Origin of the sequence: Noviherbaspirillum autotrophicum (assembly GCF_000818395.1) — a bacterium.
Classification (GTDB): Bacteria; Pseudomonadota; Gammaproteobacteria; order Burkholderiales; family Burkholderiaceae_D; genus Noviherbaspirillum; species Noviherbaspirillum autotrophicum.
Genome location: NZ_JWJG01000028.1, coordinates 2,530,557 through 2,550,272 on the forward strand (window position 1 = coordinate 2,530,557; position 19,716 = coordinate 2,550,272).

At 62.1% G+C, this 19,716-nt stretch carries 15 protein-coding genes; 8 read left to right on the top strand and 7 right to left on the bottom strand.

The window, feature by feature from the left end:
- Positions 1-3 precede the first annotated feature (3 nt).
- The 3 genes from TSA66_RS12950 to TSA66_RS12960 all read right to left on the bottom strand — a co-directional run bounded on the left by TSA66_RS12950 (position 4) and on the right by TSA66_RS12960 (position 6,406).
- Positions 4-3,942, bottom strand: a complete 3,939-nt coding sequence (locus TSA66_RS12950; RefSeq protein WP_040040333.1) for a translocation/assembly module TamB domain-containing protein — start codon at positions 3,940-3,942, stop codon at positions 4-6.
- Positions 3,943-3,944: 2 nt separating this feature from the next.
- Positions 3,945-5,744 (bottom strand): autotransporter assembly complex protein TamA, encoded by a 1,800-nt coding sequence (locus TSA66_RS12955; RefSeq protein WP_332309943.1) that lies wholly within the window; start codon positions 5,742-5,744, stop codon positions 3,945-3,947.
- Positions 5,745-5,956: 212 nt separating this feature from the next.
- Positions 5,957-6,406: a PPC domain-containing DNA-binding protein gene (locus TSA66_RS12960; protein WP_040040334.1), complete on the bottom strand. Its 450-nt coding sequence runs from the start codon at positions 6,404-6,406 to the stop codon at positions 5,957-5,959.
- 174 nt (positions 6,407-6,580) lie between these two features.
- On the opposite strand from TSA66_RS12960, the gene TSA66_RS12965 reads away from it, so the two are divergent.
- Positions 6,581-8,419 (top strand): glycoside hydrolase family 15 protein, encoded by a 1,839-nt coding sequence (locus TSA66_RS12965; RefSeq protein ID WP_040042551.1) that lies wholly within the window; start codon positions 6,581-6,583, stop codon positions 8,417-8,419.
- A 148-nt stretch (positions 8,420-8,567) separates the two neighbouring features.
- A complete protein-coding gene (locus TSA66_RS12970; RefSeq protein WP_232429468.1) occupies positions 8,568-9,116 on the top strand; it encodes a bacteriohemerythrin in 549 nt (182 codons plus the stop codon).
- A gap of 97 nt (positions 9,117-9,213) precedes the next feature.
- Here the strand turns inward: TSA66_RS12970 and TSA66_RS12975 are convergent, their stop codons facing one another.
- A complete protein-coding gene (locus TSA66_RS12975; RefSeq protein ID WP_040040335.1) occupies positions 9,214-9,675 on the bottom strand; it encodes an RT0821/Lpp0805 family surface protein in 462 nt (153 codons plus the stop codon).
- On the opposite strand from TSA66_RS12975, the gene TSA66_RS26910 reads away from it, so the two are divergent.
- Positions 9,659-9,850: a hypothetical protein gene (locus TSA66_RS26910; RefSeq protein ID WP_157691679.1), complete on the top strand. Its 192-nt coding sequence runs from the start codon at positions 9,659-9,661 to the stop codon at positions 9,848-9,850. The two genes, TSA66_RS12975 and TSA66_RS26910, sit on opposite strands and share 17 nt — an antisense overlap.
- Before the next feature lie 131 nt (positions 9,851-9,981).
- Here TSA66_RS26910 and TSA66_RS12980 read toward each other — a convergent pair whose 3' ends face one another.
- Both TSA66_RS12980 and TSA66_RS12985 read right to left on the bottom strand, forming a co-directional pair.
- Positions 9,982-10,290 (bottom strand): DUF2471 family protein, encoded by a 309-nt coding sequence (locus TSA66_RS12980; RefSeq protein ID WP_040040336.1) that lies wholly within the window; start codon positions 10,288-10,290, stop codon positions 9,982-9,984.
- Between the two features lie 320 nt (positions 10,291-10,610).
- Entirely contained in the window at positions 10,611-11,549 is a 939-nt protein-coding gene (locus TSA66_RS12985) for a LysR family transcriptional regulator (RefSeq protein ID WP_040040337.1), read from the bottom strand.
- Between the two features lie 175 nt (positions 11,550-11,724).
- On the opposite strand from TSA66_RS12985, the gene TSA66_RS12990 reads away from it, so the two are divergent.
- Genes TSA66_RS12990 through TSA66_RS13000 form a run of 3 tightly spaced genes read left to right on the top strand, consistent with a single transcriptional unit; the run spans position 11,725 to position 16,329 of the window.
- A complete protein-coding gene (locus TSA66_RS12990) occupies positions 11,725-12,978 on the top strand; it encodes an L-lactate dehydrogenase (protein ID WP_084199589.1) in 1,254 nt (417 codons plus the stop codon).
- Positions 12,948-14,576: an FAD-binding dehydrogenase gene (locus TSA66_RS12995; RefSeq protein WP_040040338.1), complete on the top strand. Its 1,629-nt coding sequence runs from the start codon at positions 12,948-12,950 to the stop codon at positions 14,574-14,576. Before TSA66_RS12990 ends, TSA66_RS12995 begins: the two co-directional genes overlap by 31 nt.
- Before the next feature lie 19 nt (positions 14,577-14,595).
- Positions 14,596-16,329 carry a thiamine pyrophosphate-binding protein gene (locus TSA66_RS13000; protein ID WP_040040339.1) on the top strand — a complete coding sequence of 578 codons (1,734 nt, stop codon included), beginning with the start codon at positions 14,596-14,598 and terminating at the stop codon, positions 16,327-16,329.
- A 24-nt stretch (positions 16,330-16,353) separates the two neighbouring features.
- Here the strand turns inward: TSA66_RS13000 and TSA66_RS13005 are convergent, their stop codons facing one another.
- Positions 16,354-18,324: a peptidase U32 family protein gene (locus TSA66_RS13005; protein ID WP_040040340.1), complete on the bottom strand. Its 1,971-nt coding sequence runs from the start codon at positions 18,322-18,324 to the stop codon at positions 16,354-16,356.
- A 309-nt stretch (positions 18,325-18,633) separates the two neighbouring features.
- Here TSA66_RS13005 and TSA66_RS13010 point away from each other — a divergent pair, with 309 nt between their 5' ends.
- Together TSA66_RS13010 and TSA66_RS13015 are read left to right on the top strand one after the other, a co-directional pair.
- Complete coding sequence (locus tag TSA66_RS13010) at positions 18,634-19,251, top strand: trimeric intracellular cation channel family protein (protein WP_040040341.1); 618 nt, start codon at positions 18,634-18,636, stop codon at positions 19,249-19,251.
- Positions 19,252-19,358: 107 nt separating this feature from the next.
- Entirely contained in the window at positions 19,359-19,691 is a 333-nt protein-coding gene (locus TSA66_RS13015; RefSeq protein WP_040040342.1) for a cupin domain-containing protein, read from the top strand.
- Positions 19,692-19,716: the final 25 nt, after the last annotated feature.

Here is a 19,716-nt window from a genome sequence, read left to right on the forward strand (position 1 = left end):
TTGCTAGCGCCCCAGCGCGTCGCCGCCGGCGTCGAAACGCTTGTTGTACAACACATCCAGCCCGCCGATGGTGCCGCCGCGCAGCACGACCGACCAGTGGCGCGTCCAGTCGTAGGTCAGCTTCAGCACACCGGACGCTCCCGCCAGGCTTTGTTCATAGCCGATGTACAGGCGGTTCGAGATTTCCTTGCCGAGGCTGACCACCTGCTGGGCGCCGAGGCCGAATTCGCTGCTGCCGACGGCCAGTTGGTCGAGGCCGAAGCCTTTCGCGATGCGTGCGCCGCCGACGCGGTTGAACAGGCTGCGCGCGGCCTCCATGGCAGCCGCCTGCGCCTGTCCCGATCCGGCATCGCTGCTGGTTCCTCCGCGACCGAACACCAGCCACGACAGCTTATCTTCCTCCGGCACCTCCGGTTCGGACACCAGTTGCACGCGCGGCTGACGCACCGTGCCGGTGACCTGTACGCCGGCCGCCACCTCCTTGTCTCGCCTCATCGCCAGGATATTCACGTCCGGATTGGAAAACGAATTGTGGAAATTGAGCAGTCCGCGTTCTATCGTCAGCTTGGTGCCGAACGCCTCGTAGGTGCCGTCGACGATACGCACCGTACCGCTTGCCCTGGATTGCTCACCCGGTGCGCTGGCGATGGCAAGCGTGCCGCCGAGCAGAACATCCGCGCCGGAACCCTCGAAGCGGAAGTCGTCGCCAAGGTCGAAGTCGATGGCAGCCAGCGGCGTGAACGGACCGGCCCTGGCGCCGCCGGCCTGCACCGTGGCCCCTGTGCTCGGGGAGGCGATCCGCTGCTTGCCGCGGATGATCAGCACATCGTCGTCGAGCGCGGGCGCGCTTTTTTCAGGTAGCTGGAAGCGAGCATTGTCGGCGCGCACCTTGCCGCTGATTTCGAGCGGGCCGCCGGGACTGGCCACACTGGCCTGTCCCGAAATCGTCAGTTGCGCGGAGGGTTTGGACAACAGCTGCAACCGGTCGGCGACAAGCGTGGCCGACAGCGTCAAGTTATCGCCGGAGAGAGGAAGGCGGCCGGTCGCGCGCACCGTGCCTTCGCCACCACGTAGTTCGAACTGGCGCAATTCGACCACGTTATCGGCTAGGCGGATATGCGCATTGCCGTCGTGCAGGCGTACGCCCTGGTCATAGACGGTCAGCGAGAGATTGCGGCCAAGGATGTCGCCGGACAACAGCGGCGCACCCAGGGTTCCGCTCGCTTGCAAGTCCATGCCGATGCTGCCGTCGAAGCCGATTTTTGGGCCGGCCAATGACACGATGCTCTGCAACCGCGGAATGTCGGCCGTGAATCGGCCGGACAAGGGTGAATCCAGTGTCGGCCAGAGGCGTCCCGGGAGACGCTGGAAAATAGCCTTCGCCTGGCCGTTGACGCTTCCGATGCGGCTGGCGGCTGTATCGAGCGCGATTTGCAGTGCTTGTCCTTGCAGGTCGCCGCGCAGCTGCAATGTCTTAATGCCGAGCGCAGTTTCGCGCGCGCCGCTCGCTATCCGTACATCGCCGCGGGTCCGTTCAAGTAGAAAGAATCCGCCTGCGGAGCCGGAAAGCGCAAATTTCCAGCGACCGTCGAGCACCAGGTCGGTCTTGATCGGGAGTGCGCCACCGCCGAATTCGCGCTGCAGCTCCAGCACGCGACCGAGATCAAGTGCCGTGACAGATCCTTCGGAACTGAATTGTGCCTCGTCCAGCCGCAAGCTTTTCAGATCGATTTGCGCCTGTTCCAGTGTCATGCGGGTGGCGCCCAGAATAATGCGCTGCGGGGCGACACTGACCTGCAGCGGCTGCGCCAGCGACAGGCGAGGCGCTCCGCGATTTTCAAGTTTCCTCAACTCGCCATCCCACCCATAGCCTTGCGCTAACTCCCGCAGAGAGCCTTGTGCCGAGAGGTCGAGCGACAGCGGTGTGCCGTGCATTTTTCCGTCGGCTGCCAGTGCAATGGCATGGCCGGCGTACGTGCCGTTGATCGAAACGTTCAGCCGGCTCAGGGTGATTTGTCCGCTTTGCACATCGCGCGCATCGAGTTCCAGCGTGACACGGGCATCCGGATTCCTGCCGGGGACGCCTTGCGTGCGGATTTGGCTGGCAAGATGAGCGAGGCGGTATTCCTGGTACGCCAGACGCTCGGCGCGGATACTTGCGTCGATCATCGGACGCTCCACCGTTCCCCCGAGCTCGCCATCTGCCTGCACCTGACCCGACAGCCCGAAACCGAGACGGGCCAGGGCCGGCGCATCGATATTGAAATTCAGCCGTTGCGGCGGCGCGCCGAAACCGCCCCGCAGTTGCACCCGGTTGCCCGCCACCGTCAGCCGCGCGTCGCCAGACAGGGCACGCGTGCCGTTCAAACGCAGGCGGCCCTCGCCATACATCGGCAAGCCGGCATACGTGCTGTCGCTCACCTTGAATTGCAACTGTGCTCTCCATTGCGGCAGTTGCGCCCCCTGCGCGCCGAAGTCGGCATTGATGCGCGCTTCGGGCAGCGCGCCGGCCGACTTGGCGCCGTTGCCCGGTTGCCGCGCGAGGAGGCCGGCCGGATTGAAGTCACTCAGGCTGCCGCGCACCGCGAATGTGTGCTCGCCGCCGCGCGCCAGCGTGCCGGAAAGCTTTAGCCGCCCGGCGCCGGTTTCCAGCAACGCGTTTTCCAGCACGATGTTTTGCGCGCTGAGACGGGTGTCTGCGGCCAGGGCAAGCGATGCGCCGGAAAGCTTGAGGCCGATGCGCTGCGTGCCGTTTTCCGCGTCGATCCTTATCGGGCCGCCCAGTTGCGCTGGCCGGAGCCGCGTATGCAAGGCATGCGGATCGAGGCTGTCGGCCTCAAGCGCCAGGTAGCCCCGGGCGCCCTGGCTCATTTCGCCCGCTCCCCGCAGCGCGCCGCGCGGCAGCTGTATCCGCAATCGGGACAACTGCTGACGATCCGCATCCAGTCGGAGGTCGGCGTTAGCCGTGACGAGCGGCAGCAATCCGGCGTCGATCGGGCCGGCAAGCGCATTGGTGAGCGCAACCGGGCCGGCAACCGCAAATCCGGGAGCGCCTTGCGCCGCACCGCTCAGGCCGTTCGATGGCACAAGGTCGGCGGTAATGTCGAGATCGGCGCGCGGGGCGCCGGCATTGAACAGTTGCGGATTCAGGTGACGCAACCCAATTTGTGCCCGCCGCAATGGCATGGGCTCGAACGGCGTCGCCTCGATCCGCGCATTTCCGTTGAGGCGGTCGCCGGTCGCATCGAGCCGCAGCTCCAGCGCCTGCAGCGTGCCGCCGACATTTGCATCGATGCGGTAATGTTCGCTGCGCCATGCGCCGTCCAGGCGCGCGCTGCCGCTCGCGCCGAACGGCGCCATGCCGTTCAGGTTCAGGGTGGCGCGCACTGTACCGTAGGGAGTATTCGCATGGTTGAGCGTCAGTTCGTGTTGTACTTTGTCCGAACTGGCGTTGAGCCGGATATCGCTTATCGCCGTGACGACCGCATCGCGCCGTATCACGATCTGGCGCAGCGTTGCGTCATGGAGCGCGATTTCAAGGGGCAAGGTGAGCTGGCGCGGCAGGACCAGCGGCGTGGACGGCGTCGGGTACAGCATCAGATCGACAGTGCCGATGCGCAGCGCATCGACGGACAGCTTCAGCGGGGCACGTGACCAGGACCAGCGGGCCGCCAGCGTATCGATTCTAAGCAGCTTGCCGCTGTCGCGATAGGAGACGTTGCGCAATTCCACGCCGCTGCTGATCGTGCCGCCCACGAGTTCGCCCGACAATGATCCCGGTACCAGCCGTATCGCAATTTGCCACAGGGCGCGTGCGCCAGTTTCTGTGCATAACGCGTCCAATGCCAGCGCCACCATCAGGGCGAAGAACGAGAGCGCCGCGGCCAGGCGTCGGCGGGCGCTAAGGGAGAGGACCGGTTTGGCGGAGGATGCGCTTTTCATGATCAGAACACAATCCCCAGCGACAGGTGCGGCCGGATATTCCCACCCTGAAAACCGTAGGCCAAGTCGCCGTTGACCGGCCCTACCGGGCTGCGCCAGCGCGCCCCGATGCCCACCGCATGGAAAAAGTTCTTGCCGCTCCAGCGGTCAGTCGCGGCGCCCGCGTCGTAGAACAGCGCCGCACCCCATTTTTCCGACATCCAGCGCTGGTACTCAATGCCGCCGGTGACCAGATAGCGCGTGGGATAGACGATGCCATTGCGTTCGTTGCCGATGCTCTGATACCCATAGCCGCGCACCGATTCTGCACCTCCGGCGCGAAACAGCAAGGATGCCGGGATTTCGGCGTTGCCGCCCCTGGATACGACTGCGCCCAGTTCACCGCGCAAAACGACCAGGTCGCGCCGTCCGACCGGGTGGTACTGGCGCACACGGCCATAGAAGCGAAAGAAGGATTGGTCCGTCAGCACGTTGTGCAGCGCGGCCCCGGCTTCGAACGCCGCGATGTGGCCGCGTCGCGGGAACAGCGGATTATCGACCTGGCGGCGGGTCAGCGCTACGCCCGCCATCAGCGCGCTGTGGGTGCCGGGCTCGACCACGGTGTCGGGCGGCAGCGTACTGGTGCCCAGCTGCTGCAAACGGTCGCTGTAGTATTCGAGGGTATAGGACAAATCGCTCCGGTCACTGTTGCGGGTGCGGCGCAGGCCGGTGCGCTTGCTGCGCAGGTCGATTCCTTCGAGCGTGGTGCGCTCGACCGAGCCATGGCCGCTATTGACCCAGGCGCCTTCGCCAGGCGGCATCGCCAGTTCCAGCGCGCCGGACTGGCGGCGCTGTTCCAGGCGGGTCTGGGTGTCGAATACCCACGCGCGATCGAACAGGTTGTAGTAGGAGTAGCGGCCTTCCAGATGGGCGCCCGTATCGGTGGCATAGCCGGCGCCGGCGCGCATCCGCTGCGCGGGATATTCCGTCACGTGCACGTCGACCGGTGCGCGCTGTGCATGCGCCGGGCTCTTGTCGATGTCGACCACCACGTTGCTGAAGTACGGCGTGCGCTGGATCTGGTGCTGCAGTTCGAGCAGCCGGTCGGCACTGTATTCCTCATCCGTCCACAATGGATTGACATTGTTGATGATGCTTTCCGGGTAGCGGCTGGCGCCGCTGATGCGCAGCGCGCCGAACGTGAACAGCGGGCCGCGGTCATAGTCGACTTCCAGATCGGCCTGGGTCAGGTCGGGGTAGATGCGGGCCTGCGACCGGGCGATGCGCGCGGCCGGATAGCGGCGCTGCTGCAGGCTTTGCAGGCCGGCTTGCTTGGCCGCGGCCCAGTCATCCTGGCGGAATGGCGCACCCGGCTGCAGTTCCCATTGACGACGTATCTGTTCCGCCTGCGACACCGTATCCTCGTTCCCGGCGCCGCTCAGGAGCACGTCGAGATGGGCGACGGCGGTGCGCGTCCCCGGCACCACCTTCAGTCGCACCACGGTCGCGCCGGCTTCGCTGTCGACATTGAGTTCGGTCTGCGCCAGGAAATAGCCTTCGGTCGACGCCAGCCGTGTGACCTGTGCCGCTGCGGTATCGAGCATGAAATTGAACTGGTCTTCGTTCAGATCGTCGCGGTCTTGGTAGCGGATCAGGTCGAGATGCGCCGACAGCAGTTCGTGCAAGGGTTCCGGCGCATCCAGTTCGACGCGGTAGGCGGCCTGCGCCCACGGACCGGCGGTGATGAAAAGCAGGCATGCGAGGCGGGAAAGGAGGCGGCGTGAACTGAATGCCGATAACCGCAAAAACCGTAATGCGCTCAAATCTTTCCCTATGCGTCAGCGTCTTGCCCCCGTGTCGGGAGCGGATACGCTGCCATTGTGCAACAGTAGGGCGTTGTGTGCAAATTGACAAGTCAAGCTGAGGCATGAATGCCGCGTGAAGCGCACTTGCGGCCAATGTCTGACTGACGCGCCGGAAAAGGGGCTGCAATGACTGGAAAATGCGCGTTACTGGGAAGGTAAAGGCGTTCGCCTCAATCGGCGCCGGACGCGTCAATGTCGATCAGCGGCAGCCCGCTTTCCGCGTCCATGGTACGCCGCAGGTGGCGCGGCGATTCGATCAACATGACTTCCAGCGTTGGGCGCACACAGGCTTTTAGCAAGTGTCCGCCATGCGCGCTGCCATCGCGCTTGCCGACGACGACATGGGCATGGATTTTCGGTCGCGATTCATGCAGGGCAACATCTCCGACTAGCGTCAATACCTCGACTTGTTCTCGCAGCGGGATTTCCTCGTAATCCTTGCTGTCCCAGTTGAAATAGCCGAGGACGGCGGAGCTGAATGCGCCGATGGCGCTGAACCGTGCCGATGAAATGCCTTGCTGGTCGCAAAATCCCTGCAGGCTCGACACGGCCTCGTCGCCGGTTTCCATGATCAGCGCATAGGTGCGCTCCGCAGCGTCATTGATGAGTTTGTAGCGCATGTTCTCTCCGTCGCAGGTGCTATGCCAGCCCTGGTTTCGGCTCTGGCTTAACTGCGAGACCGCGGTTTCTGCAAAAGATTCGGCGGGCCGCGAGGCAATGCAACTTGTCATTGCCTTGTTGGTCACAACTTTTACTTGCCGCAAGCGCCGCCACTGATGGAATCGCCCCCCGACATGAATCCACAAGAAAACCGGTATCCGCCGATTGCCGACTATGCGCTGATCAGTGACTGTCATTGCGCAGCATTGGTCTCGACAAGCGGATCGATTGACTGGTGTTGCATGCCGCGCATCGATTCCGACAGTTGCTTCGGCCGCCTGCTCGACTGGGATGGTGGCGGCAATTACGCGATTTGCCCGACATCGGATCAGACCCGGGTGACACGGCGCTACCTGCCAGAAACCATGGTGCTGGAAACTTGCTTCAGCACGCCGCAAGGTCAGGTTCGGCTCTACGACTTCTTTGCAATGGACGGCAATGCCAGCGCGCAGTCGAACTTCGAGCTGGTGCGCCTGATCGAGGGCGTGTCCGGCACCGTCGATCTGCGCGTCGACATCACCCCGCGCTTCGATTACGGCGAAATCATTCCGCGTGTGCGGAGCAAGGGACATGACACGTACACCGCGATCGGCAGCAACATGGGCCTGGTGATCCGGTCCGATATCCCGCTTGAGGTGGTCCGGCATCGCGAACTCACCGCCGGCTTTTGCGTAAGTGCCGGACAACGGATCAGCCTGTCCGTGCGCTTTGAACCTCCGGAACTGATCGATAACGCGCCGGCGCCGTCGCCGCCTCCAGAGGGGCAGCGCAGCGATGCGAGCTTCGAACGGACGTGCGCGTGGTGGCACGATTGGTCGCAGCGCATCCGCCAGCCCTGCGAATTGGACGAGCAAAGCCTGCGCTCGGCGATCGTCTTGAAATCGCTGAGCTTCGAGCGCACCGGCGCGATCGTGGCGGCACCGACGACATCCCTTCCCGAATGGGTAGGCGGATCGCGCAACTGGGATTACCGGTTCAGCTGGGTGCGCGACTCGGTGTTCACCGTGCGCGCGCTGTACCGGCTCGGCTGCAAACGGGAGTCCGACCGTTTCCTGCAATTCGTCCAGCGCAGTTCGGCCGGCAGTGCCGCAGAACTGCAGATCATGTACGGGGTGGACGGCAAGCGCCGCTTGACCGAGGTCGAACTGGACGGACTGGAAGGCTATCGCGGTTCGCATCCGGTTCGCATCGGCAATCTTGCATCGCTCCAGAACCAGCATGACATCTATGGCGAAATCCTGGAGCTGGCGTGGATATGGCATGACCAAGGCGGCGATATCGAATTGCAATACTGGGATTTCCTGGTCGACGTGGTCAATGCCTGCTGCGAAAAATGGCAGGAAAGGGATTACGGCATCTGGGAGTTTCGCGATGGACCGCGCCATCACGTTCATTCCAAGGCGATGTGCTGGAGCGCGCTGGAATATGGAATCAGGCTGGCACAGGAAAGGCAGTTGCCCGCGCCACTGGAACGATGGATCGATACCCGCCGTCGCATACGGGAAGCAATCGAAAGCGACGGTTACGATGCGCAGCGCGGCATTTTCATCCAGTCGTTTGGAAAAGATTACCTCGATGCGGCGCTGTTGCGCCTACCGCGCATCGGCTTTATCGCTTACGATGATCCGCGCATGATACGCACGACCGATGCGATCCGGACCGGACTCGACTGCGGTGGACTGCTGCTGCGCTACAACTCACCCGATGGGCTGGCGGGCCGGGAAGGTACGTTTGTGCCGTGCACTTTCTGGCTGGTCGACTGTCTCGCGCAGCAGGGAAGGCAGGAGCTGGCATGGAGCTATTACCGGCGAGGATTGCAGTGCGCGAATTCGCTGGGTTTGTTTTCCGAAGAGTTTGATCTGACCAGCGGACAGATGCTGGGGAATTTTCCCCAGGCGCTGACCCATGTATCCCAGATCATGGCGCGCATTGCACTGGCTAAAGCGGAGCTGTCCAAGTCTCAACCGACGTGAGTGAGATCGCCAGCACTTGGCGCGTGGAAGCGACATGTTAACGCCGTGCATTTCATTGCAATAAATCTCATCAATGGAATACGGTCATGTGCCGGCGATGCATCTTTGCGATCTTTGACCCGAGTCAAACGGGCGGGATGACTTGCGAATGCGGATGGAATACAGTCGATACAGGACTTCGATACAACTGCCGGTCATCTCCATACCGCAATGGCCGGCCATGAATGTGGAGCTAATTATGAGCATCCCCGTATGGTCGTCTCAGATGGAACTTGGCATTCCAGACCTGGACAGCGCGCACAAGGCATTTTTCGCAGAGCTTGCGCACATCACAGCGGCGCCCGACGATCAATTCGGCGCGCTCTTCTTTCTCCTTATCGCCAAACTGGAGCGCGATTTCGAGGAAGAGGAAGAATTAATGGAAAGAATAGATTTCCCAGCGCTGAATAGCCACCGCGAGCAGCATGCAAGAATCCTGAGCGGCTTGCATCATGTCGTTCCGCACGTGATGAACGGTGAGATCGAGAGCGGGCGGCAGGCGATCGAGTTACTGCAGGAATGGTTCCTGTTTCATTTGACTACAATGGATCTGGCATTGGCGGTGGCGGTCGATCTGGACAATGGGGCCGACGGCCTGCCAGAGTCGATTGTGGCCCAGGCAACTCAGGAACACGTGCAGGATCAGTCCAGGAACTGATTGATCAACTAACCGGGGTGGCCAAGGGCCGACCGAAGGTGGTGCCAGGCAGGGCGCGCCACCTGCCGAGGTGGCTGATTCCATGCACGAGCACGGCCTATGAGTTCGTCGCGCGCCAGGTGCCGTCCGCCTGGCGGCAGGCTGTGCCGTAAATTTTCTCCTTCTTGCCGCCGACGACACCGTCGACCGTGTATTCCCTGCATGGCGTTCCCGAGGCTTCATAGGTACGCGTCGGCGTCACGGTGTACTGGTTGCCACTATCCGGATTGCGCCAGTGCGACGAGGCGCCGGTGCGGTCGGTTTCGAGCGCGCGCGTAACTTTGAGACGGTCGGTGTCGTCCATCGAGCGGCCGATCGCGCCACCGATAAGTGCACCTGCCAGCGATCCTGCGATGGTGGCGGCTGTCCTGCCATCGCCTCCACCCACCTGCGATCCGAGCACACCACCAAGAACTCCGCCGAGCACGGTGCCGGTCTGTTCTTGCGTGGGAGTAGTATTGCAGCCAGCGAGGCTCAGACCGCAGCATACGATTGTGCAATGAATGAACGAGCGTTTCATCAACGATATCCTTCCCTGGAAAGTATTGTTCACAAAAGGATATCGACGGCATCCCCTTGCTGCCTTGACTGGAGTCAATCAGTCAAGGCAAGGTGCGCTGCTTGATGGTGAAGGGCGTGTAAAGATTGGTATCGCGGCCTGGGAGTCGGTGATTGCCGGGTTCAGGAAAGTGTGAAGTAATACAATCAGCTGCACGCTTACCAGGCTGGTTTGCCCTCTGCAGTCGATGAAGAAGGTGGATTGCGGCGAGTGCAAGCGAAGGCGAGAACTGCAGAGCGGTCGGTGTTGTCGCTGGCGCGCTTCAGCTTAGTGCAAGGTGTGATATGCCTTGCGAATCATGGTAAGTGCAACCGGCAGGCATTCATGGTTTTCCAAATCGGCTGGCTGGTTTACCTTCGGGACATATCCCCAACGGGAAGAACGCACCATGCGAATATATTTCATGTCGAGGTCGCCGGCTTCTTCCAGCGTCCGCAACGCTTCCTTTTCAATTTCATGCACCAGGCGCCACGTCAAGACGCGTCCCGCCGTGCGATGGCGTTCCACGATCGCATCTACGGCGAGTGCCAGCCTTGCCTGGACCGCATGCAATTTATGGCCTTCAAAGAGTTTCATCCGACGTCACTTACTCCTAGGGTTGAAGTACTGTATGCGCATACAGTATAAGGCAAAATGCGTCGCCTTTCTATGAGGCTTCGCAAACCTCTTTTCAGACTTTGTTTGCGACAAATTTTTTGTTAAGAAAAATTTCAGATAATCAACAGTTGCACACGACCCGACTTTCTACTCGGAATGCAAAGTTAATATCTTGCAAACGGAAAAGGCCGGGTGATTTCCTTTTCTGCAACTAAATGCTTTAAGGAAATTAAGAAAGGGATTGGACGCCGAGCACGAACACAAGTTCGCTCGCGTTACCGAAAATCAATGAGCGGGAGTTACACCGAAGCGGGCAGGCTCGTTCCGGTTTGAAAATGTTGCAATGCGCATTCCATGATCGTGCGCTTCATCAGTTCCGCCGAAGTCGATAGTTGACGGCTTTTCAACCAGACAATAGCAAAATGCGTTTGCAGTTGCGGCGGCAGCGGCAGGTTCAGGCGAACCAATTCGCGCCGCCTGATCTGGTCTTGCACGGCACTGGGTGGCGAGAAAAACAGCACGTCAGTGAGCGCCGCGCTGGCGCGCAACAGTCCAAAGTCGTTACTTGCAACTGCACTGGCTGACAGCATTCCGGCAGGCAGTTCGGGATACATGGCCAGCACTCTTTCCAGCTCTTTCGGAATTTTTGTCAGGCCGGTGAACGGATACCTTTGCAAGTCCGACAGCGCCGGCTTTTTCTTTTTGAGCAGCGCGTGGCCGCTACGTACATAGACGCAGATCGGCTCGGCCGGCAGCTGCACCAGTTCGAATTCGATGATGTCTTCCAGCTCGCGCGAGTCGGCGACGAAAAAATCGATTTCGCCGTTCAGTAGCATGTGCTTCTGCTGATCCCAGTAGCCCGACTCGACGGCAATCTGCACATTGGCGGCAACCTCGCGCAGGCGCGCCAGCGCAATCGGAATCAGGGAAGAACACAGCACGGTGCCGGCAGCGATGCGCACGGAGCCGTTTGCCTGCCGCTTGATCAGGTCGATTTCGGTATGCAGCTGCTGCACATCCGACAGCAGGGAGCTCGAACGCGACAGCAGCCACTGGCCGACAGGGGTCAGGCGCACGCCGCGCGATAATCGCTCGAACAGCACGACGTCGAGATCCTCTTCCAGCGTGCGGATGCTTTTCGACAGCGCCGGCTGCGAGATATTCAGCCTGGCGCTTGCCTTGTGCACATTGCCGGATTCGGCCAGCGTCACGAAATGCTGCAACTGCTTCAGGTTCATCCGATAACTCCGGGATATCAATCGCCATATTAAATCTCATTGGACAGTGCAATGAGCCATGCCAGATACTAAGCCAAACTATCGCCGCGCCGGTAGGGGATGCATTCGGAAACGCCGCGTGGCATGACCACGGGCGTCGGCCGGCACACAATAATCCAGTTCGTGGAGACACCGTATGCCGCATGACCAATCGCTTTTTCTGCAACCCGCCAGCGCCGGCGACTACCGGGAACTGGCGCGCCGGCGCCTGCCACGCCAGTTTTTCGACTATCTCGATGGCGGTGCCTATGGCGAGGCGACGATGCGCGCCAACAGCGACAATCTTCGTTCGGTGCTGCTTCGCCAGAGGGTGATGCGCGACGTGTCGCGTATCGACTTGCGCACCGAAGTACTCGGGCAGCAGCTCGCCATGCCGGTCGTGCTCGGCCCGGTCGGATTGGCGGGTATGTTCGCGCGGCGCGGGGAAGTGCAGGCAGCCAGTGCCGCGCAAGGTGCTGGAATTCCATTTTGCGAATCGACCGTCTCGATCTGCTCGATCGAGGAAGTACGCGCCGTAAGTGCACCATTCTGGTATCAGCTATATGTGATGCGCGACCGCGGATATGTCCGGGAACTGCTTCAGCGCGCGCATGCGGCGGGATGCCCGGTGCTGCTGCTGACCGTCGACCTAGCCGTCGTCGGCGCGCGGTACCGCGACGTGCGCAACGGTGTGACCGCCATAAAAAGCATCAAGGGCAGGCTGGCCCGTGCCTGGGACTTCGCCTCGCATCCTTCCTGGCTGGCGGATGTCGCGCTGGGCGGCAAGCCGCTGGTGTTCGGAAACCTGCGCGAGGTGCTGCCGCATGCGCAAAGTCTGACCGAATTCCGGTCGTGGATCGATGCGCAATTCGATCCGTCCGTTACCTGGGACGACTTGGGATGGCTGCGCGACAACTGGCCGGGAAAGATCGTTGCCAAAGGCATTCTGGATGCCGACGATGCGCGCATTGCCGCCGACATCGGCCTGGATGGCGTGGTTGTTTCCAACCACGGCGGACGCCAGCTGGATGGCGTGCCGTCGGCTATTTCGGCATTGCCCGCGGTGGTCGAAGCAGTGGGCGACCGGATCGAGGTGCTGGTCGACGGCGGCATTCGCAGCGGCCTTGACGTGGTCAAGGCATTAGCGCTGGGCGCACGTGCCTGCCTGTTGGGGCGCGCCTGGGCTTACGCCTTGGCCGCACGCGGCGGCGCAGGTGTGTCGCACGTGCTCGACATCTTGCACAAGGAAATGGAAGTCGCCATGGCCCTGACGGCATGCCCCGACGTGCATTCGATCACGCGCGGCGCGCTGGCCAGCGTTTCAGGATGGCGGTCGCAGCACGACAGCGGAGACGGCAAACACGAAGAGAGGAGGGCGCAATGCGGCAGTATCAAAGCGATGTCGTCATAATCGGCGGCGGTCTGGCGGGCATCGTCGCGGCGCAGGAGCTGCTGTCGGCTGGCAAGAGCGTCACCTTGCTCGATCGCGATGACGAGCAAAACTTCGGCGGCCTCGCGAAGGAAAGCTTTGGCGGCATCCTGATGGTCGGCACGCCCGAACAGCGCCGCAGCGGAATTCGTGACACGCCGGATTTGGCGTTGCGCGACTGGCTTTCGTTCGGCGACTTCGGCCGCGACAAGGCTGCGGAACTATGGCCGCGCCGCTGGGCAGAGGCTTATGTGAATGATAGCCATGGCGAGATCTACTGCTGGCTCAAGGAACGCGGCGTCCGATTCTTGCCGCTGCCGCTATGGGTCGAGCGCGGGCAATTCGGCGGCGGCAATTCGGTGCCGCGCTGGCATGTTACCTGGGGCACCGGCCACGGGCTGGCGACGCAACTGATCCGCACGCTGCTGGCGCACCCGCGGCGACAGGCGCTGACGCTCGCGTTCCGTCATCGGGTGGACGACCTGAGCATGCAGGCCGGCCGCATCAGCGGCTGCTGCGGCGCGACCGAGGACAGCAACGAGGAATTCACTGCGCGCGCCGATACCGTGCTGGTGGCGACCGGCGGCATCAACGGCAGCATCGACCGGGTGCGCAAGCACTGGCATGCGGAATGGAATTCACCGCCGCAGGCCATCCTCAACGGTTCGCACAAGTTCGCGGATGGCCTGCTGCATGACGCCGTGCAGTCCGCCGGCGGCAATGTCACCCACCTTGACCGCATGTGGAACTACGCCGCGGGCGTCCATCATTGGCGGCCGCGCAAGGCCGGACATGGGCTGTCGCTGGTGCCGCCGCGATCTGCACTGTGGCTGAACTGGCGCGGGGAACGCATCGGCCCGCAGCCGCTGGTGAGCGGATTCGATACGCGCGAGCTGGTGACCCGGATCTGTCACGAGGAAAGAGCATACTCGTGGCAAATTCTCAATCAGAAAATCGCGCTTAAGGAGCTTGCCGTATCCGGCGCCGAATTCAATCCGTCCCTGCGCGACAAGAGCATCCCCGGCTTCCTGCGCGATACGCTGTTCGGCAACCGCTGGCTGGTGCGGCAAATGACCGAAAATTGCATCGATTTCGTGACCGCTTCGTCGCTGCCGGAACTGGTGGACAAGATGAATGCCTTGCAGGGCGACCGATCGGTCGACCTTGGCACCGTCAGATCGGTCGTCGAATCCTACGACGCCGAGATCGCGCGCGGGCCGGCCCTGCATAACGATGAGCAATTGCGGCGCATCGCGCATTTGCGCCAATGGCGCGGCGACCGCATACGCACCTGCAAATTCCGCAAAATTCTCGACCCGGGCGCCATGCCGCTGATCGCGATCCGCGAATTCATCATCAGTCGCAAGAGCCTGGGCGGCATCCAGACCGACCTCGACAGCCGCGTGCTGGACACGGCGGGCAAGCCGATTTCCGGCCTGTATGCAGCGGGCGAAGCTGCCGGCTTTGGCGGCGGCGGCATGAATGGATTGCGCGGACTGGAAGGGACTTTCCTCGGCGGCTGTGTGTATAGTGCGCGCCGCGCCGCGCGGGCGATCGCCGGACGAATAAGTGACAAATAATCAGACCTAGGAGACAAGCATGAAGAAAACCGCAGCATGGCTGGCCGTCTATGCGATGGAACAGCTCGGCATCAAATTCACGTTTGGCATACCCGGCGTGCACAATACCGAGCTGTACGATGAACTCAACAATTCGCAGTCCGTGACGCCGGTGCTGGTGACGCACGAAGGCGGCGCGGCCTTCATGGCCGATGGCGTGAGTCGCGCCGCCGGCGACACGATCGGCGCGCTGGCCATCGTTCCCGCCGCAGGCTTCACCCATGCTGCCAGCGGCATCGGCGAAGCCTTCCTGGACGGCATCCCGATGCTGATTTTTTCCGGCGGCATCCGCACCGATACCGGCAAGCGCTATCAATTGCACGAGATCGACCAGATGGAGCTGGCCAAGCCCCTGACCAAGGCGGCTTTCCGCGTGCTCCGGCATGAGGATGTGGTGCCGACCATCTTCGAGGCCTATCGCATCGCCACCGGTGGCGAGCCGGGGCCGGTGCTGATCGAAATTCCGGTCAACCTGCAGCTGTTTCCCGGCGAAGTAGGCGAGCTGCCGCGCTGGCAGGCGCAACCGGTACAGCAGGCGCCGGAACGTGCGGTGATCCGGCGTGCCGCCGACATGCTGCTGGGCGCGCAAAAGACCGGCCTGTTCGTCGGCTGGGGGGCGCGGGCAGCGACCGATGAACTGGTCGCCATCGCCGAGCTGCTGCAGGCGCCGGTCAGCACGACTCTTCAGGGACTGTCGACCTTCCCCGGCGACCATCCTCTGCATGCAGGCTTCGGCTTCAGCCCGTCGGCGGTGCCGGCGGCGCGCAATGCATTCAAGGACTGCGACGCGATGCTGGCCGTCGGCACGCATTTCGGCGAGATCCCGACCGGCAGCTTCAGCGCCGTGGTGCCACGGAACCTGGTACATGTCGATATCAATCCCGATGTGTTCGATGCCAATTATCCGGGGGCGGTCAACATCGCCGGCGATGCGAAGGCTACGCTGGCGGCGCTGCTGGCTGAGTTGAAGGCGAGGGGCCCGCGCGCGGCCAATACCGAACTGCGTGCCCAGATCGCGCGCGACAAGCGCGCCTATCGCGAGGAATGGTACGCGCACGACAGCAAGGGCAGGGTCAATCCGGCGCGCTTCTTCGATGAGCTCCGGCGCCAGATGCCGGACGACGCCGTCACCGTGCTCGACGACGGCAACCATACCTTCCTGACAGCCGAACTGTTCCCGATCCACCCCGGCGGCAGGCTGTTGACGCCGACCGACTTCAACGCGATGGGCTACGCCGTCCCGGCTGCCATCGGCGCCAAGCTGGCGCAGCCCGACATGGAAGTATTTGCGATTGTCGGTGACGGCTGCTTCATGATGACCTGCATGGAAATCGTGACCGCCGCCGCCAACCGGCTCGGTGTCATCTATTTCGTTTTTCACGACGGCGAGCTGTCGCAGATCGCCCAGGCGCAGCAGATTCCATACAACCGCAAGCCGTGCACGGTGCTGGCCGGTCCAAATATTGAAGGCATCGCGCTGGCGACCGGTGCGGCCTACGTTGCCATGCCGGATGAGAAGGCGATTGCCGGCGCGATTTCCGAGGCGCGGCGCATTGCCGCCGGCGGGCGTCCGGTCATTGTCGATGTCGCGATCGATTATTCGAAGCGAACCGCCTTTACCAGCGGTACTGCCAAGTCGACGTTCAAGCGCTTCCCGCTGTCGCAGCGGGTGCGGTTCGCCGGGCGCGCGCTGATGCGCAAGGTAACCGGCTGAACGCGTATCTCCGCCCAGGAGGCATCAGTTTCGCGGGCGCTGGCGGTGGAATACCAAGGGGCTGTAGGGCACGGCCGACGGGGGCGGGGAGTTCAGGATGCCCGGCTTGATGGCGCCGACGACGTGCATTTCACACGGCTTGCAGTCGAAGCGCAACGTGTAGCGCTCGTTGCCGCTGACCAGCGTCATCGGCTCGGCGCGCACCTGTCCCTGTACGCCCTGGACACCCTTGGCTTGTTTCGGACACAGGTTGAACGAGAAGCGCAGGCAGTGCTTGGTGATCATCAGCGAGACCTCGCCCGCTTCCTGGTGCGCCTCGTACGCCGCATCGATCAGCTGCACACCGTGCTTGTGATAGAAGGCGCGGGCTTTCTCGTTGTAGACATTGGCCAGGTAGGAAAGCTGCGTTTCCGGATAGGCCGGGCACGGCTGCACCGGCGCCTTGCGCGGCGGGCGCGACCAGGTTGCCAGGCGCGCCGCCTCGTGCGCTGCCACCGCGTCGCGGCGCAGCGCGTTGATGGCCGCTGCCGGCACGAACCAGGGCTGCGACAGCGACAGTTCGATTTGTGTGGCCTCGAACATCGTGTTGCCGAGCTTGCCGAGGCTGGCGCGCAGCGCGCTTTCGGCCTGCGCGGACTGTTGTGCCGGTTGCAGCGCAATCGCGGTATCGGTCGTGCTGGAGACCCCGTCTTCGTCAGTGATGGACAGACGCAGGCCGCCGGCATGCTCGGTCAGCGTCAGCCGCAGCGCCACCCGGCGTTCTGCCGATTTCTTTTGCAGCGCCGCTTCCCACTGGTGGTCGCGGTTGCGGTGAATGACGCTGCCGACCTTCAAGCCGGGCAGGGTAGTCATTGCTTCGTTGGGAAATACGCGCCAGCGCTGGCCTTCATTGTCCTCGCCAAGCTTTTCGACGCGGTTGGCGAGGATGCCTGCTGTCTCGCGCTTGTGCATGTAATTCAGGCCGTCGCCGTTGGCCATTGGGGCATCGGTCGCCAGGTCGAAATGGTCTGTTCCGATGCGGGTGACGGTGCCGAGCGCGACACCCAGATATTTGGGCGAATCGAAGGCGCCGATGTCAGGCTGGCGGCCCTGCGCGAAGTAATCCGTGTGCCCGCGGTGGAAGTTCTTGTCCACGTTGGGCGAAAACAGCAGGCGCGTTTTTCCGCTCGACGCGCGTGAAAATTCGGGGCGGCGCTCCAGGACTGCGTCGAGCAGCTGCCGGTAGTGGCCGGTGACGTTCTTTACATAGCCGATATCCTTGTAGCGCCCCTCGATCTTGAATGAGCGGATTCCCGCGTCGATCAGTGCCTCCAGGTTGCGGCTCTGGTCGTTATCCTTCATCGACAAAAGATGCTTTTCATAGGCGACGACGCGGCCCTGACCGTCGGTAAGCGTGTAGGGCAGGCGGCAAGCCTGAGAGCAGTCGCCGCGGTTGGCACTGCGACCGGTGTCCGCATGGGAGATATAGCACTGGCCGGAAAACGCCACGCACAGGGCGCCGTGGATGAAATATTCGAGCGGGGTATCGACTGCCGCGCGGATTGCGCGGATCTGGTCGAGGCTCAGTTCGCGTGCCAGCACCAGCTGGGAAAATCCGACCGCGCCCAGAAAGCGCGCCTTGTCCACGGTGCGGATGTCGCATTGCGTACTGGCATGCAGCTGGATCGGCGGCAGATCCATTTCGAGCAGGCCCATGTCCTGCACGATGAGCGCATCGACGCCGGCGTCGTACAACTGCCAGATCTGCTTGCGCGCGAGGTCGAGCTCGGCATCGTGCAGGATGGTATTCATCGTCACGAAGATGCGGGCGTGATACCGGTGCGCAAATTCCACCAGCCCGGCGATGTCGGTCAGCTCGTTGCTGGCATTGTGGCGCGCGCCGAATGCGGGTCCGCCGATGTAGACGGCGTCGGCTCCGTGCAGGATGGCTTCCCGGCCGATCTCGACGGTTTTGGCGGGCGATAGCAGTTCAAGCTGGTGATCGAGGAGCGACATGGAGGATCCTGTGGAGCGAAGGCGGAAATTATAGCCAAATCGAGGCGGATGACTGTGGTGCGTCAATGGCGCATTCACGTTGAGCTCAGATTCCCGCCGCGGGACACAAGTTCTCAGGCGCGGTGATTGTTTTCAAAATTACAATGCATGAGCCGCCTGCGGAGTGGATGTGATATTTTTTTGCCATTGATCATGCCCCATACGGGCAAGCGGACTGCTACACTCCCGTTCCCTTGCAGCCCTTTCCGACCACCTTCCCGGACTGCCATATAGCATATTTGGATCGCCGGAAGAGCATTACTGCCTAGCATGTACAGTTTTACTACGCTGATCCAGATTATCGAGACCCTTGGGATTCTCGCGTTTGCGTTTTCCGGATTCGTCGAGGCGCGGCGCAAGGACATGGATCTCGTCGGGGTGTTTACCGTCGCGTTCATTACCGCGTTTGGCGGCGGAACGCTGCGCGATCTGCTGCTTGATCGACGCCCCTTGTTTTGGGTCGAGCATCAGGAGTACACGCTGCTGGTGTTCATCCTGGCGATGGTCGTTACGCCATTCATGCGCCACCTCCGCTTTGCGTTTTCCGAAAAGATGCTGGTAACGGCCGATGCATTCGGCCTCGGGCTGTTCAGCGTCCTCGGCGCCTCGCTGGCCAAGGAAGCGGGCATGCCGCTATTCGTGTCCGTCATGATGGGCGTTATCACCGGAATCTTCGGCGGCGTGCTGCGCGACGTCATCTGCAACGAGATCCCGATGGTATTTCGGCGCGGGCAGTTGTATGCGACCTGTGCCTTTCTCGGCTGCTGGTGCTACCTCTTGCTCGCCAAGGTGCACGTTCCGGAGGTGTTGAGCCTTTCGGTCAGCATTCTTTTGACCGTCATCATCCGGCTGTTGGCGGTGCGATTCAACCTGCGCTTGCCGGCATAAAGGTATTGGATACGGCCAATGCAGGCATCCGCCGCCGTGGCGATGCGCTCCCTTGCGTCTGAAGTGTTACGATGTCCTTCCGTTGTACGTCGGTAAAGGAGAAATCGATGGCCCAAGCCCATATCAAGTCCGGTGAAGTTGTCAATGTCGGTCCGCTGGGAAACCAGCTGGCCGCATCGACCACCACAGCCTTGCTCAAGGCCGAACAGCTCGAGGTCATACGACTGGTACTTCATGCGGGCAAAACGCTGCGGGAACATCGCGCGCCGGGCGAAATCACCGTGTTGTGCATCGAGGGCAGCGTGGAATTTTCCACGCCGGCGTCAACCACCGTCCTCAACAAGGACGATTTCCTGCACCTGGACGCACAGGTGCCGCATGCCCTGAAGGCAGTGACAGATTCGTCGCTGCTCGTGACGATCTGCCTTCCCGCCAAGTAAAGACAAAGCACCGGTGCGCTCCCTG